This window comes from Pseudomonas sp. URMO17WK12:I9 (assembly GCF_900230165.1).
GTDB lineage: Bacteria > Pseudomonadota > Gammaproteobacteria > Pseudomonadales > Pseudomonadaceae > Aquipseudomonas > Aquipseudomonas fulva.
In genome coordinates this window covers 355,696-370,617 of the sequence record NZ_OCMQ01000001.1, presented here as the reverse complement: position 1 = coordinate 370,617, position 14,922 = coordinate 355,696, and the positions used below count along the sequence as shown (strand labels likewise).

The 14,922-nt window shown below is 63.2% G+C and carries 14 protein-coding genes and 1 riboswitch; of the genes, 6 read left to right on the top strand and 8 right to left on the bottom strand.

Annotation, left to right across the window (positions count from 1 at the left end; genetic code table 11):
- Window positions 1-34: 34 nt before the first annotated feature.
- Genes CRP40_RS01690 through CRP40_RS01675 form a run of 4 tightly spaced genes read right to left on the bottom strand, consistent with a single transcriptional unit; the run spans window position 35 to window position 4,913 of the window.
- Window positions 35-1,054 carry an iron ABC transporter permease gene (locus CRP40_RS01690; RefSeq protein ID WP_027915854.1) on the bottom strand — a complete coding sequence of 340 codons (1,020 nt, stop codon included), beginning with the start codon at window positions 1,052-1,054 and terminating at the stop codon, window positions 35-37.
- The gene (locus tag CRP40_RS01685) at window positions 1,051-2,019 is read right to left on the bottom strand and encodes an ABC transporter substrate-binding protein (RefSeq protein ID WP_081728223.1); all 969 of its coding nucleotides are present in this window, start codon (window positions 2,017-2,019) and stop codon (window positions 1,051-1,053) included. The genes CRP40_RS01690 and CRP40_RS01685 overlap by 4 nt, the downstream gene beginning before the upstream one ends.
- Window positions 2,016-2,801, bottom strand: coding sequence for an ABC transporter ATP-binding protein (locus CRP40_RS01680; protein WP_027915852.1), 786 nt, complete (start codon window positions 2,799-2,801; stop codon window positions 2,016-2,018). The genes CRP40_RS01685 and CRP40_RS01680 overlap by 4 nt, the downstream gene beginning before the upstream one ends.
- 45 nt (window positions 2,802-2,846) lie before the next feature.
- The gene (locus tag CRP40_RS01675; protein WP_097223505.1) at window positions 2,847-4,913 is read right to left on the bottom strand and encodes a TonB-dependent receptor; all 2,067 of its coding nucleotides are present in this window, start codon (window positions 4,911-4,913) and stop codon (window positions 2,847-2,849) included.
- Between the two features lie 180 nt (window positions 4,914-5,093).
- A riboswitch (cobalamin riboswitch) is annotated at window positions 5,094-5,302 on the bottom strand.
- 270 nt (window positions 5,303-5,572) lie between these two features.
- Between CRP40_RS01675 and CRP40_RS01670 the strand changes: the two genes are divergently transcribed.
- From CRP40_RS01670 to CRP40_RS01650, 5 genes are all read left to right on the top strand, one after another.
- The gene (locus tag CRP40_RS01670) at window positions 5,573-5,947 is read left to right on the top strand and encodes a hypothetical protein (RefSeq protein ID WP_050587360.1); all 375 of its coding nucleotides are present in this window, start codon (window positions 5,573-5,575) and stop codon (window positions 5,945-5,947) included.
- Between the two features lie 28 nt (window positions 5,948-5,975).
- A complete protein-coding gene (locus CRP40_RS01665; protein ID WP_027915850.1) occupies window positions 5,976-7,763 on the top strand; it encodes an N-acetylglutaminylglutamine amidotransferase in 1,788 nt (595 codons plus the stop codon).
- 4 nt (window positions 7,764-7,767) lie between these two features.
- Window positions 7,768-9,513 carry an N-acetylglutaminylglutamine synthetase gene (gene ngg / locus CRP40_RS01660; protein WP_027915849.1) on the top strand — a complete coding sequence of 582 codons (1,746 nt, stop codon included), beginning with the start codon at window positions 7,768-7,770 and terminating at the stop codon, window positions 9,511-9,513.
- Between the two features lie 105 nt (window positions 9,514-9,618).
- Complete coding sequence (locus CRP40_RS01655; RefSeq protein ID WP_023533809.1) at window positions 9,619-10,803, top strand: osmoprotectant NAGGN system M42 family peptidase; 1,185 nt, start codon at window positions 9,619-9,621, stop codon at window positions 10,801-10,803.
- Window positions 10,804-10,888: 85 nt separating this feature from the next.
- Entirely contained in the window at window positions 10,889-11,116 is a 228-nt protein-coding gene (locus tag CRP40_RS01650; protein WP_027915848.1) for a YheU family protein, read from the top strand.
- Between the two features lie 28 nt (window positions 11,117-11,144).
- Here the strand turns inward: CRP40_RS01650 and csrA are convergent, their stop codons facing one another.
- Together csrA and CRP40_RS01640 are read right to left on the bottom strand one after the other, a co-directional pair.
- Window positions 11,145-11,345: a carbon storage regulator CsrA gene (gene csrA / locus CRP40_RS01645; RefSeq protein ID WP_027915847.1), complete on the bottom strand. Its 201-nt coding sequence runs from the start codon at window positions 11,343-11,345 to the stop codon at window positions 11,145-11,147.
- 129 nt (window positions 11,346-11,474) lie between these two features.
- Window positions 11,475-12,284 (bottom strand): SDR family oxidoreductase, encoded by an 810-nt coding sequence (locus CRP40_RS01640; RefSeq protein WP_027915846.1) that lies wholly within the window; start codon window positions 12,282-12,284, stop codon window positions 11,475-11,477.
- Between the two features lie 223 nt (window positions 12,285-12,507).
- Here CRP40_RS01640 and CRP40_RS01635 point away from each other — a divergent pair, with 223 nt between their 5' ends.
- Window positions 12,508-12,660, top strand: coding sequence for a DUF3309 family protein (locus CRP40_RS01635; protein ID WP_012271016.1), 153 nt, complete (start codon window positions 12,508-12,510; stop codon window positions 12,658-12,660).
- Window positions 12,661-12,708: 48 nt separating this feature from the next.
- On the opposite strand, the gene CRP40_RS01630 is transcribed toward CRP40_RS01635, so the two are convergent.
- Entirely contained in the window at window positions 12,709-14,373 is a 1,665-nt protein-coding gene (locus CRP40_RS01630; RefSeq protein WP_027915845.1) for a cation acetate symporter, read from the bottom strand.
- Window positions 14,370-14,681, bottom strand: a complete 312-nt coding sequence (locus CRP40_RS01625; protein WP_023533810.1) for a DUF485 domain-containing protein — start codon at window positions 14,679-14,681, stop codon at window positions 14,370-14,372. Before CRP40_RS01625 ends, CRP40_RS01630 begins: the two co-directional genes overlap by 4 nt.
- Window positions 14,682-14,922: the final 241 nt, after the last annotated feature.

Genomic DNA, 14,922 nt, shown 5'->3' with positions numbered 1-14,922 from the left:
CACGGCAAGCCCCCCAGGGTGGCTTGCCGTGGCGTCACCGCTTGAGCAACAGCATGAAGAACACCCCGCCCAGTGCTGCGGTCGCAATGCCAATCGGCAGGTCCTGCGGTGCGATCAGGGTACGGGCAGCCACATCCACCCACACCAGAAACACCCCACCCAGTAGCGCACTGACCGGCATTAGCCTCCGATTGTCCGCCCCCACCAGCAGGCGCGCTACGTGGGGCACCATCAGGCCAACGAAACCAATGGCGCCCGACAGCGAGACCAGCACCCCGGTCAACAAGGACGTGCAGATGAACACCTGAAGGCGCAGGCGCCGGCCGCAGACGCCCAGGCTGATCGCGGTCTGCTCCCCACTCATCAGTGCATTCAGGCCGCGCCCCATCACCTGTAGGGCACACAGCCCAAGCAGCACGCACAGTGCCGGCAGCCAGATGACCTCCCATCGGGCAGCCCCCAGCCCACCCAGCATCCAGAACACCACCGACGCCGCAGCGTGCTGGTCACCGGTATAGAGCAGCACGTTAACCACGGCCATGAGTACGAAGGACACCGCGACCCCCGCCAACAGCAGGCGATCGCTTTCCAGGCGCCCACTGCGACGCGCCACGCCGATCACCAGCAGCATGCTCCCTATTGCCCCCGCGAACGCAGCCAGCGGCAGGCTGAGTACACCGACAAAGTCCCCGACATAGAGCATCACCAGCACCGCGCCCAACGCCGCGCCGGCGCTGACGCCCAGCAAATGCGGATCTGCCAGGGGGTTTCGGGTGACGGACTGCAGGGCTGTGCCCACCAAGGCAAGCCCTGCCCCGACCAGTGCGCCCAACAGCACACGCGGGGCACGGATGAGCCAGACGATGTGCACCTGGCTCTTGCTGAGCGCAGGCCCCCAGTCGATGCCCAATTGCTGCGCGACGATCCCGATGACGTGGGTCAAGGGCACCGATGCCGGGCCAAATGCCAGCGACACGACCGATGACGACACCAGCAGGATGACCAGCATCACGATCAGCCAACCATAATGCACCGGGCTGCGCGCCAAGGTCACGGTGCCCCCGCTGCGAACAGCTCGGGGTGCAGGGCGCGGGCAATGTTCTCCACCGCCTCGACGTTCTCCACCGAGGGGGTGACCTGCAGGTAGGTCAGGGGTAAGAAGCGCTGCTCGCGAATGGCCCGTACCTCTTTCAACGCAGGCTGCTGCATCAGAAAATCACGTTTCTGCTGCCAGGTCCTTGGCCCGTAGTCGACAATCAGGATCACGTCAGGGTCGCGCTCTACCACGCTTTCCCAATTGACCTGGGTCCAACTGGCGGCCACCTCGTCCATCACGTTCACGCCACCGGCTGCGTCGATCAGTGCCTGCGGCATGCCCAGACGCCCCGATGTCATCGGACGATCTTCGCCGCTGTCGTACAAAAAGACCCGTGGTCGGTGTTGCGCCTGCCCTACCCGCGCTTGCACCGTGGCGATTCGCTGGCGCATCTGGTGGATCAGCGCTTGCGCCTGGCGCGGGTGATCGAACATGCGCCCCAGGTTGTCCAGATCGCGGTAAACGTCATCGAAACTCGCACGTTGGCCAGACATGACCCAAGAGCAGGACTCGCTCAACTCGTAGACCGGGACCCCAAAGGGTGCCAGCGTCGCGGGGGTGACCGGCCCTCCTACGTGCATGCCATAGTTCCAGCCGGCGAAAAACAGGTCGGTATCGACTGCCAGCAGCGTTTCAATGGAAGGATACCGACTGGCCAGTTGCGGTATGCCCTCCAGCGCAGCGTCAATCCATGGGTCACGGTGTTTACTTCGGGTGAACCCTGTGTAGCCGATGATGCTGTCTCGCAGCCCCAGGTGCAGCAGCATGGCGGTCATGTTCACATCGTGCACCACCACCCGCTGGGGAGCCTTGTTGAACGTCACCAGGCGCTCACAACTGCGCACGTTCAGCGGGTACTCGCTGGCCACGGCAGGCAGCGCAAACAAGAGCGTTATCAGGGCAATCAGAAAGCGAGCGTTCATGGTCGGGTTATCCAGGTAATGCGGGGGTAAGGGTGCAGCGGATGAAGGTCGACCAGCGCCTGGACACCAAACACCTCCTGGATCAGTTCGCCGGTCAGCACCTGCTGGGGCGTGCCACTGACACGGATTCGGCCAGCGTCGATGACATACAGGCGGTCGCAGAATGCCGCCGCCAGGTTGAGGTCGTGGAAGCTGGCCAGGGTGCTCAGCCCCAGGCTGCGCAAATGCCGCAAAAGCCCAAGCTGGTAACGCGGGTCGAGGTGGTTGGTTGGCTCGTCGAGAATCAGCAGTTCAGGGGCCTGGACCAGTGCCCGGGCCAGTAGCACGCGCTGCTTCTCGCCCCCGGATAGCGAAGCGAACGTGCGCCCGTCATAACCTGCCAGCCCAACCAGCACGAGCGTGTGAGCAACCCTTTGCCGGTCCTCGGGCGAGTCGCCGTCAAACAGGGCCTTGTGCGGCGTGCGCCCCATGGCCACCACTTCGGCAACACTCAATCCAAACTCGCCAGGAAACTCCTGAAGCACCACCGCGATACGCTGCGCACACCAGCGCGGGCTGCGTTGCCAGATATCGGCACCGCTCAAGCTGACGCTGCCTGCGGTGGGTGGCGTGGCGCGGTAGGCGCAACGTAGCAGGCTGGTCTTTCCACTGCCGTTAGGGCCGATAAGCCCTACGCACTCACCGTCGTCCACATGCAGGTCCACGCCTTGCAGGATCTGGCGCACCCTGCGCCCCGCCTCGGGCACTGCCCAGTGCAGGCCCTCGATACTCAGTCGAGTCATCGGATTCACTCCAGCAAGCACCGGCCCGAAGGACGGTGCAACAGGTCAGAAGCGGTAATCCGCCGTGACGAAAAATGACCTTGGCTCGCCCAGGTACCACTGGCGCCCATTGTTGCCGGTGGTGGTCGCGTACTGGCGATCGAACAGGTTGTTGAGCTGCAAGCCCAAGGTCAGGTCCGGCTGCACGTGCCAGTCAACGTTGGCGTCGACCACGGTGTAGCTCGGCACCTGCACGGTGTTGGCATTGTCCCCATAGCGGCTGTCGACATACCGCGCACCCGCCCCGGCACTGAGCAACCGACCAAAGTCCTTGCTCAACCACAGGTTGGCCGATCGCCGGGGCACATCGACCGGCCGATTGCCGCTGTAGTTGCTGGTGCCACTGGCAAACTCGTCGTACTCCGCGCGCACCCAGGCGGCGTTGGCCGAAAGCTGCACATCGTAGGGCAGGCGCAACGCCAAGGTGGCCTCGATGCCGTCCGAGGATTGCTGGCCGACCTGTTGCTGAAGGACAGGGTTGAGCGGGTCGCTGCTCAAGAGCTTTTTCTTGACGATGTGGTAGGTCGCAAGCGTCCACTCGCCACGGCCATCGGGGAGCATCTGTTTGACACCGACTTCGGTCTGTTTGGCGGTACTCAGGTCCCAGCTTTGTTGCGCTGTACTGAGCGTCAGCAGGTTGCTCACGCCCTCGGTGCTGGTGGCGTACTGACCATAGACCGAGAGGTCCTCGGTCAGCGCGAACACCAGGCCCGCCCGCCAGTTGTCGCCACTCAGGCTGCGGTCCGAGCGGGTATCGGTGTCCAGATCGTCACGGTTCAGATGCACCTGATCACGCCGCACACCGGTGATCAGCGACAGACGCTCGGTGAGTTGCGTGCGGTTTTCGGCGAACAGCGAGAATTGCCGTGCCTGGTTGGCTTCGCGCGAGCGATAGGGGTCAGTGCTGATGTAGTCACCGCCGCCCGAGCCCGACAGTGGCACGGTGTCGGTAAAGGTATTGCCGAAATCATGTTTGCGCACGAAGCGGATCGCATTGTAGTCGGCGCCAACAACGGTCTGGCTGTCCAGGCCGAACAACGCGTGCTGCAGGGTGAACGACTGGCGATCCCCGATCTGCTCTTGGGTCTGCTTGATGCTGATGAAACTGCTGCGCTGCACCTGGTCGCCAGGCAGCCAGGTGTAGCTTTCGGCATTTCGCCACCGGCGCTGGGCCTTGAGGAAGTACAGCTGATTGCTGGCGGTGAGGTTGTCGGTGATCACCCAGTCCGTGACCAGGCGAGTGGACTGATCGTTGTAATGCACCTCGGCATTGGCCACGTTGTAGTTGTGGTCACGCAGCGACTCACGGTAATGCCCATTGACCAGCGGCGTACCGAAATACTGCTGCGGGTCCTGGTCACCGTAGTCATGGCTGAGGGTGATGCTGAAATCGTCGTTCGGCTGCCAGCGCAATGAACCGCTGACAGCAACGCTGGCTGACTCACCACGGTCGACCCAGCCATTGCTGTCCAGTTTATTGAGGTTCAAGCGATAGCTCAGGGTATCGGTCAGCGAACCGCCGCTGTCCAACGCCAACTGCCGGCGATCATGGGAACCGTAGCCCAGGCGGACATGATTGCGAACCTCGCCGTCGAAGGGCTTCTTGGGCACCACGTTGATCACCGCACCGGTGGCGCCCTCCCCGTACAACACCGAAGCCGGGCCGCGCAGTACGTCGATGCGGTCCACGGCCCAGGTGTCCACGGGAAACGTGACGGTGCCAGCACCCACGTACAGGCGGGTGCCGTCATACAGCTGCATGGTCGAACTGTGCCCGGTGAAGCCACGGGCCGAAAGCGCAGTGCCACCGTTGCCAGGCGTGCCGATGAAGGTGATGCCGGGGGTGCGGGTCACTGCTTCCTGCACCGTGGCGTTGTTGCGTCCACTGATGTGCTCGGCGCTGATGCTGGTGACGCTGGCTGGCGTTTCCAAGGGCGTGAGGTGCAGGCGCGAACCGCTGGTGCCAGGGGTGTGCAAGTCCATGGGAGGGTTCTGCTCGGCAGTGCCGGTGATGGCCGTGGCGGGCAATGCCAGTGCAAGGCCGTCTTCGGCTGCCTGAATCGGTACGGCCATGCACACACAGGGCACCAGGCTCGCACCCAGCAACGCCCCTTGAGGGGTATGAAAAACACTAAAGCGGGACATATCTTTCCTTTTGCAGCAGGAATGAAAGAATCCCGGAGGGAACAACGCATGGGGAACGCGCAGGCGCACGCGCCCACGGAAACCGGCCTGCGCCCGCCCACCGCGGGTTTGCCAAACAAGGCTTCAGGCCGGTCTCCGGGCTCGCGAGGGTCATGATGCCGTCACCTTCCCATGCCTGTGGCACAGTGGTCTGTCGAAAGCATCGCTCGCATACCGTTGCGGGGGCAGCGCCGGACTGATCACCCTGGGGCGACGAACCGGCTTCCCGTTTCACCCCATGCACGGCGGCAGGGGGCACCTGAAACAGGCGCGCAGATGACCACCAAAATCGTCCTGGGTCAACATCCCGTGTGGATGATTAGCCGCCGCCAAGCGTCGACGAACGGCATTGCGAAGATTAACGCCCCCCGCCTGGCGGGCTTCATCCGAGCGTGCGAAGGCGCGCTCAGGTAGGCGTAGCACTGGGTTTGAACGCGATGGATCGATGCTGGACGTCGACCCACAGAGGCGGACTTCAGCGACGAGGAATCACCGAAAATCGCACCAAAACCAGGCGCCCACGTAAAGTTTTATTGAACGATCGGGCCTTGCATGCCCTCGAAAAACCCAGACCGCTCACCGAGGCGCGTTCAGATGACGTGTTCGCGCCCAGTGGGACAGACGACCGTTCGGCGCTGTTCATACGCCCCGAAGCGAGTCAACAACGTTACTGGCTGGCAGCTTTGCGTACGCTTGGTATCAGGCACCGCAGGCTGTACGACACGCGCCACACGTACGCGACCATGTGCCTGGTGGCCGGCATGAACCCGGCATTCATCGCCGCGCAACTCGGGCACAGCGTGCAGGTGCTGCTCTGCATGCGCCAGGTGGATCACCCCCTCACGATTGGGCGGGGCTTGATCAGCCCTGGCGTTTGGAGGCGGTACAAATGGGGTACGAGTGAAAAGCCAGTGACGCCATGAGTGCCGAAACTCAAAGGGTTTACGTTACATGTGCGGACTAGCTGGAGAATTGCGTTTCACCCCCCTCGGTCAAGCCCCTCGCCCAGCCGACCTGGCTGCCGTTGAGCGAATCACTCATCACCTGGCGCCACGTGGCCCGGATGCGTGGGGCTTTCACAGCCAGGGGCCGATCGCCCTCGGCCACCGTCGCCTGAAAATCATGGACCTGTCCGACGGCTCCGCCCAGCCCATGCAGGACAGCACGTTAGGCCTGTCACTGGCCTTCAACGGCGCCATCTACAACTTCCCTGAACTGCGCCAGGAACTGCTGGACCTGGGCTATACCTTCTGGTCCGACGGTGACACGGAAGTGCTGCTCAAGGGGTACCACGCCTGGGGCGAGGCGTTGCTGCCCAAGCTCAACGGCATGTTCGCCCTGGCTATCTGGGAGCGCGACAGTCAGCGCCTGTTCCTGGCCCGCGACCGCCTGGGCGTAAAGCCCCTGTACCTCTCGCGCAACGGCGAGCGCCTGCGCTTTGCCTCCACCTTGCCGGCGCTGCTCAAAGGGGGCGACATCGACCCGATGCTCGACCCGGTGGCGCTGAACCATTACCTGAATTTCCATGCCGTGGTCCCGGCACCGCGCACGCTGTTGGCCAACGTGCAGAAGCTCGAACCCGGGACCTGGATGCGCATCGACCGCCACGGCGAAGTCGAGCGCAGCACCTGGTGGCAACTCCAGTACGGCCCCAACCCGGATGAGCGTGACCTGACCCTCGAGGATTGGACCACACGCGTACTGGACGCCACCCGCGATGCGGTTGCCATCCGCCAGCGCGCCGCCGTCGACGTGGGCGTGCTGCTCTCCGGCGGTGTCGATTCCAGCCTGCTGGTCGGCCTGCTGCGCGAAGTGGGTGTGGATGACCTGTCGACCTTCTCCATCGGTTTCGAGGATGCAGGCGGCGAGCGCGGAGACGAATTCCAGTACTCGGACCTGATCGCCAAACACTACGGTACCCGCCACCATCAACTGCGGATTGCCGAGCACGAGATCATCGACCAACTGCCCGCGGCGTTCCGTGCCATGAGCGAGCCGATGGTCAGCCACGACTGCATCGCCTTCTACCTGCTGTCGCGGGAAGTGGCCAAGCACTGCAAGGGCGTGCAGAGCGGCCAGGGAGCCGACGAGCTGTTTGCCGGCTACCACTGGTACCCGCAGGTCGATGGCGCCAACGATGCATTCGCGGCGTACCGCGAAGCGTTCTTCGACCGCAGCCATGCCGAATACCGTGACACCGTGCAGCCGGCCTGGCAGCTGGAGAACGATGCCGCCGGCGACTTCGTCCGTGAACACTTCGCCCGCCCTGGCGCCGACGCCGCCGTGGACAAGGCCCTGCGCCTGGACAGCACGGTGATGCTGGTGGACGACCCGGTCAAGCGCGTGGACAACATGACCATGGCCTGGGGGCTGGAAGCCCGTACGCCGTTCCTGGACTACCGCCTGGCAGAACTGTCGGCCCGCATTCCGGCACGCTTCAAGCTGCCCGACGGCGGCAAGCAGGTGCTCAAGGAGGCGGCGCGCCGAGTGATTCCGCACGAGGTCATCGACCGCAAGAAGGGTTACTTCCCGGTGCCTGGCCTCAAGCACCTCGAAGGCGCCACCCTGGGTTGGGTCCGCGACCTGCTGACCGACCCCAGCCAGGACCGCGGCCTGTTCAATCCGGCCATGATCGACCGTCTGCTAAGCAACCCGCACGGCCAGCTCACCCCCCTGCGCGGATCCAAACTGTGGCAGTTGGCGGCGCTGAACCTGTGGCTGACCGAACAAGGACTCTGAACCCATGAAAGCCCACGAAACGGCCTATGGCCAGCGCCTGCTGCGCGGCCAGGCGCCCTCTTACGAGCGCCTGCAGGCACGCCTTGCGGGCGATGGCAGCGAGCCTCACGATCAGCCACGTGCCCTGCACTGTGGCTGGGGACGACTATTGATCGGGCATACCTATGCCGACCCGGCCAAGCTAGCCGAAGACCTGTTGGGCGAATGCCGCGGCGAACGCGACATCGCCCTGTACGTGGCAGCGCCCCAGCAGGTGCTGGCACACGCGCCGCAGCAACTGTTCCTGGACCCCTCGGACACCCTGCGCCTGTGGTTCACCGACTATCGCCCGGCGCAACGGGTATTTCGCGGGTTTCGCGTGCGCCGTGCGCAAAATCCCAGTGACTGGCAAGCCATCAACACGCTCTACCAGGCACGCGGCATGCTGCCCGTCGACCCGGAGCTGCTCACCCCGCGCCACCTGGGTGGGCCGGTGTACTGGCTGGCCGAGGACGAAGACAGTGGCGCGATCATCGGCAGTGTCATGGGCTTGAACCACGCCAAGGCCTTCGACGACCCGGAACACGGTAGCAGCCTGTGGTGCCTGGCCGTCGATCCGCACTGCACCCGCCCCGGGGTGGGTGAAGTACTGGTGCGTCATCTGATCGAGCACTTCATGAGCCGCGGCCTTGCCTATCTGGACCTGTCGGTGTTGCATGACAACCGCCAGGCCAAGCGCCTGTACGAAAAACTGGGCTTTCGCAACCTGCCCACGTTCGCCGTCAAGCGCAAGAACGTCATCAACGAACGCCTGTTCCTGGGCCCTGGGCCACAGGCTGACCTCAACCCCTATGCGCGGATCATCGTCGATGAGGCCCTGCGCCGGGGTATCGAGGTGCAGGTGTGCGACGCGGCTGCCGGGCTCTTCACCCTGAGCCTGGGCGGTCGCCGTGTACGCTGCCGGGAGTCGCTCAGCGACCTGACCAGCGCCGTGACCATGACCTTGTGCCAGGACAAGCGCCTGACCCAACACGCCCTGCACACCGCAGGTCTGCTTGTGCCGGCGCAGCAATTGGCCGGTAACGCCGATGACAACCTGGCGTTCCTCGAGGACCACGGCGCGGTCGTGGTCAAACCCGTGGATGGCGAACAGGGCCAGGGCGTAGCGGTCAACCTCACTACCCTCGAAGACGTCACGCGTGCGGTCGAACACGCCCGTCAGTTCGACAGCCGCGTGCTGTTGGAAAGCTTCCATGCAGGGCATGACTTGCGCATCGTGGTCATCGGCTATGAAGTGGTCGCGGCCGCGATTCGCCACCCGGCGCAGGTGATGGGCGATGGTACGCACAGCATCCGCGAACTGATCGACGCACAAAGCCGGCGCCGCCAAGCGGCCACCGGGGGCGAAAGCAAGATCCCGGTGGACGATGAAACCGAGCGCACGCTGGCCGCGGCCGGCTTTGGGTTCGAGGATGTGTTGCCCGCAGGTCGCCAGCTGGCCGTGCGGCGCACCGCCAACCTGCACACCGGCGGCACGCTCGAGGATGTCACGGCACGCCTTCACCCTACACTCGCCGATGCGGCCATTCGTGCAGCGCGGGCACTGGAGATACCCGTGGTGGGCCTTGATTTCATGGTCAAGGATGCCAGCGAACCCGACTACGTCATCATCGAAGCCAACGAGCGCGCAGGCCTGGCCAATCACGAGCCACAACCCACGGCAGAGCGCTTCATCGACTTGTTGTTCCCCCATAGCAGGCCGCTGGCCTGATACACCCATGCTCCGCTTCGACGGGAGCCCGGCGCCAGCGCCGCTCCCGCTCGACTGTTACGACCGGATCATCCAACGATTTTTCAACCGACCGGAGGCCTGGACATGTCCGAACGACATCCCGAACCCGATCTCGAGTACCTCAAGCGTGTCTTGCTGGAGATGCTCGCCATCCCCAGCCCTACAGGCTTCACCGATACCATCGTGCGCTACGTGGCCGAGCGCCTGGACGAGCTGGGCATTCCCTACGAGCTGACTCGACGCGGCACTATTCGCGCCACCCTCAAAGGGCGTCAAAGCTCCCCGGACCGCGCCGTCTCCGCACACTTGGACACCATTGGCGCCAGCGTGCGCCAGGTGCAGGACAACGGTCGCCTGGCCCTGGCGCCGGTGGGCTGCTGGTCCAGCCGCTTCGCCGAAGGCAGCCGCGTCAGCGTGTTCACCGATACGGGCGTATTTCGTGGCAGCGTACTGCCGCTGATGGCCAGTGGGCATGCCTTCAATACCGCCATCGACCAGATGCCCATCAGTTGGGACCATGTGGAAGTGCGCCTGGACGCTTACTGCGCCACCCGTGCCGATTGCGAGGCGTTGGGCGTGGGGATTGGCGACTTCGTGGCCTTCGATCCGCTGCCCGAGTTCACCGACAGCGGTCACATCAGCGCCCGTCATCTGGATGACAAGGCCGGGGTCGCCGCCTTGCTGGCGGCCTTGAAAGCCGTGGTGGAAAGCGGCCGTCAGCCGCTGATCGATTGCCACCCGCTGTTCACCATCACCGAAGAAACCGGCTCGGGTGCCGCCGGCGCCCTGCCCTGGGATGTCAGCGAGTTCGTCGGGATCGATATCGCCCCGGTCGCCCCCGGCCAGGCCTCCAGTGAGCACGCCGTCAGCGTGGCCATGCAGGATTCGTCCGGGCCGTACGACTACCACTTGTCCCGGCACTTGCTCAAACTTGCAGGCGAACAGGAATTGCCGGTACGCCGCGACCTGTTCCGCTACTACTTCAGCGATGCCCACTCTGCGGTGACCGCAGGCCACGACATCCGCACGGCGCTGGTCGCCTTCGGCTGCGATGCCACCCATGGCTATGAGCGCACGCACATCGACAGCCTGGCCGCGTTGAGCCAGCTGTTGTCGGCTTACCTGTTGAGCCCGCCCGTGTTCGCCAGCGACTCGCAGCCGGCCAATGCGTCCCTGGAGCGCTTCAGTCACCAACTCGAGCACGATGCGCAGATGGAGAGCGACACTCGCGTGCCGGCGGTGGACAGCCTGGTTGGTCAGAAGACCTGACGGAACGCGCGGGACCCCCTGGCGGGCGGTCCCTGCGCCATCGAAATCGCGTAGGATGCCTACAACTCATTCAGACACGTTACCCATGCTGATACCCTACGAACACCTGCAAGCCGACACCCTCACCCGCCTGATCGAGGACTTCGTCACCCGCGACGGCACCGACAATGGCGATGACACACCGTTGGAAACCCGTGTGCTGAGAGTTCGCCAAGCGCTATCCAAGGGGCAGGCGTTCATCCTGTTCGATCCGGAAAGCCAGCAGTGCCAGCTGCTGGCCAAGCACGACGTGCCCCGCGAACTGCTGGAATGATGCCCGTGCGCGTCGACGCCAGTCGGCCTCATGAAGCCTTGTTCGTCCTGCGCGCCCTGGCACATTGCGTTTCCTTGATGCGCCTGTAGACCTCGGCGCGGTGCACCGGCACTTCCCTGGGTGCATCGACACCGAAGCGCACCACCCCGTCCCGGGTTTCTACCACCATGATTCGGATGTCATCGCCGATCATGATGACCTCGCCCACTTCGCGTCCTATTACCAACATGTTCCGGTCCTCCAGCGAAAGGGAAAACCGGAGCGTGCAGCGTAGCCATTTGGCTACTCAATACTTCCACCCTCATTCAGAAAGACCCGACACGCCTAGGTAACCTTTCTTACGGATCCACCCTAAGCCTTAACGGGCTCGGGCCTTCGCACGCATCTTCACTGCCATGTCGGCCATTTCATCGTACAGCCGCTCAGGTGCCTGGCATTTCAACGCCCAGGCCTGACGGCCCGCTTCGTGGGGCAGGATCAGGAACTGCCCGTCAGCCACCTGGCGGTAGATGCAGTCGGCGATATCGCTGGCACTGATGGGCGAGCCTTCCAGCAGCTTGCCGACCTGTGCTTTCATGGCCGGGTCCGGCCCACGGAAGGAGTCCAGCAGATTGGTCTGGAAAAATGACGGGCAGACCACGTGCACACCCACCCCCAGTTGGCGCAGCTCCACCAGCAGGCTTTCCGAGAGCGCCAGCACCCCCGCCTTGGCGACGTTGTAGTTGCTCATGCCGGGGCCCTGCATGAGCGCTGCCATGGAGGCGATGTTGACGATGCGCCCTTTGCTACGCTCAAGCAGCGGCAGAAAAGCCTTGCAGCCTTTGACCACGCCCATGAGGTTTACCGAAATCTGCCAGTCCCAGTCTTCGAGCGACAACTCGGCGAAGAACCCGCCTGATGCCACGCCGGCATTATTGACGATGAGATCGATGCCGTCGAAGTGCTCCTCGCAGGCCTGGGCCAGCGCGGTGAGCTGGCTGTAGTCACGTACATCGCACCGTTGTACGAACCCGTCGCTGCCTGCGGCACGCACCATTTCCAGTGTCTGACGCAGCCCAGCCTCACTGATGTCGGCCAACGCCAGGCGCCAGCCTTCGCGCGCCCAACGCAGGGCAATTTCGCGGCCCAGCCCGGAGCCTGCGCCCGTGATCATGATGCGCTTGTGCATGGCGACTGCCTTTTTCAGAGGTTGTGGCCCCAGTCTAATCAAGCCTATGCCCAGAGCGGGTGCTTATCAGGCAAGTGAATGAGCGGCCATGAATCGCCCGCTGCGCACAAAGACGGGGCGATGACCAACACGCCGATGGAATCTTTCACAAGCGGCGCCGGTCATTAGTTACAAGAGGCCGGCAACCTGGGCCCTTGACCCTCAACCACGCAAGGACTCCTCCATGACCACGATTCTCATCATCATCCTGATCCTCCTGTTGATTGGCGGCTTGCCAGTGTTCCCGCACTCGCGCAGCTGGGGTTATGGCCCGTCCGGCATCGTCGGTGTGGTGCTGGTGATCTTGTTGGTGTTGCTGTTACTCGGCATGATTTAGTGCAGCAAAAAAAACCGCGCCGAGGCGCGGTTTTTTCATGCCTGCGAATCAGTGCGATACCGCCCCTGAAGCGCCCAGGCCAGTCTGCGAGCGTACGAACTGCGGGAAGAACAGCGCCCGCTCGTTTTCGGCAGCCGTGGACTTGTCGGTGATCGAGAAGAACCAGATACCCACGAAGGCAATCAGCATCGAGAACAAGGCCGGGTACTCGTAAGGGTAGATCGCTTTCTCGTGACCAAGGATCTGCACCCAGATGGTCGGGCCGAGCACCATCAGCGTCACCGCGCTGATCAGGCCAAGCCAGCCGCCAATCATGGCGCCACGGGTGGTCAACTTCTTCCAGTACATCGAGAGCAGCAGTACGGGGAAGTTGCAGCTGGCCGCAATGGAGAAGGCCAGGCCCACCATGAAGGCGATGTTCTGTTTCTCGAACAGGATGCCCAGGCCAATGGCCAGGACGCCCAGTGCAACGGTGGTGATCTTCGAGACGCGGATTTCGTCCTTGTCGTTGGCCTTGCCCTTGCGCCACACGCTGGCGTACAGGTCATGGGACACCGCCGAGGCACCCGCCAGGGTCAAGCCTGCCACAACCGCCAGGATGGTGGCGAAGGCCACGGCCGAGATGAAGCCCAGGAACACACTTCCGCCTACGGCATTGGCCAAGTGCACGGCGGCCATGTTGTTACCGCCCAGCAAGGCGCCGGCGGCGTCCTTGAAGTCCGGGTTGGTGCTGACCAACAGGATGGCGCCGAAGCCGATGATGAAGGTCAGGATGTAGAAGTAACCGATGAAACCTGTGGCATAGAGCACGCTCTTGCGGGCTTCCTTGGCATCGCTGACTGTGAAGAAGCGCATCAGGATGTGTGGCAGGCCAGCCGTACCGAACATCAAGGCCAGGCCCAGCGAGAAGGCCGAGATGGGGTCTTTGACCAGACCGCCGGGGCTCATGATGGCCTCGCCCTTGGCATGCACCTTGATGGCTTCGGAGAACAGGGTGTTGAAGTCAAAGCCCACGTGCTTCATCACCATCAGCGCCATGAAGCTTGCACCCGACAGCAACAGCACCGCCTTGATGATCTGTACCCAGGTGGTGGCCAGCATGCCGCCGAACAGCACGTACAGGCACATCAGGATACCGACCAGGATCACGGCCACGTGGTAGTCCAGGCCGAACAGCAGTTCGATCAACTTGCCTGCACCGACCATCTGCGCAATCAGGTAGAAGGCCACCACCACCAGCGAGCCTGAGGCCGACAGGGTGCGGATCTGCTTTTGCCCCAGGCGATAGGAGGCCACATCGGCGAAGGTGTACTTGCCCAGGTTGCGCAGGCGTTCGGCGATCAGGAAGAGGATGATCGGCCAGCCTACCAGGAAGCCGATGGAGTAGATGAGGCCATCGTAGCCGGAGGTGAACACCAGTGCGGAAATACCCAGGAACGAGGCTGCCGACATGTAGTCCCCGGCGATGGCCAAGCCGTTCTGGAACCCGGTGATGCGACCACCGGCAGCGTAGTAGTCCGAGGCGGATTTGTTGCGCTTGGAGGCCCAGTAGGTGATGCCCAGGGTGAAAGCCACGAACGCCACGAACATGGCGATGGCAGAAACGTTCAGCGGTTGTTTCTGCACCTCGCCGGTCAGGGCATCGGCAGCCCACACGGCGGGTGCGAAGACGCCGCAGGCCAGAACGGCCAGTGTCTTGGCATGACGAATCATTGTTGCGCCTCCTTCAGGATGGCCTTGTTCAGCTCATCGAATTCGCCGTTGGCTCGGCGCACGTAGATGGCGGTCAGGACAAATGCCGAGATGATCAGCCCGACGCCCAGGGGAATGCCCCAGGTGATCGATGACTCAGGGCTGATCTTGGCGCCCAGTATCTGGGGACCGTAGGCGATCAGAAGGATGAAAGCGCAGTACAGGCCGAGCATGATCGCCGAGAGTATCCAGGCGAACCGTTCGCGCTTGCTGACCAGCTCCTTGAAACGGGGGCTGTTTTGTATCGAGAGGTAAATGCTGTCGTTCATTGTTTTTGTCCTAGCAGCACAGAGAGGGAATGTAACCCACGTCCTTACTTTATGCGGCTGTTGGACGGCAACCAGACGACCTTAGTCTTAGATGCAACGGTGTTTTACCGATTGCGCAACAAAGCGGATGACGGAGGTGGGGTTCGAGGGGAGTTTCTGCCTGATCGTGTGCAGAGAGAGGTGGCCCTCCCTCAGAGCTCAGCACACAGCGTACCGAGCAATCGGTGAATCGGACTTCAGA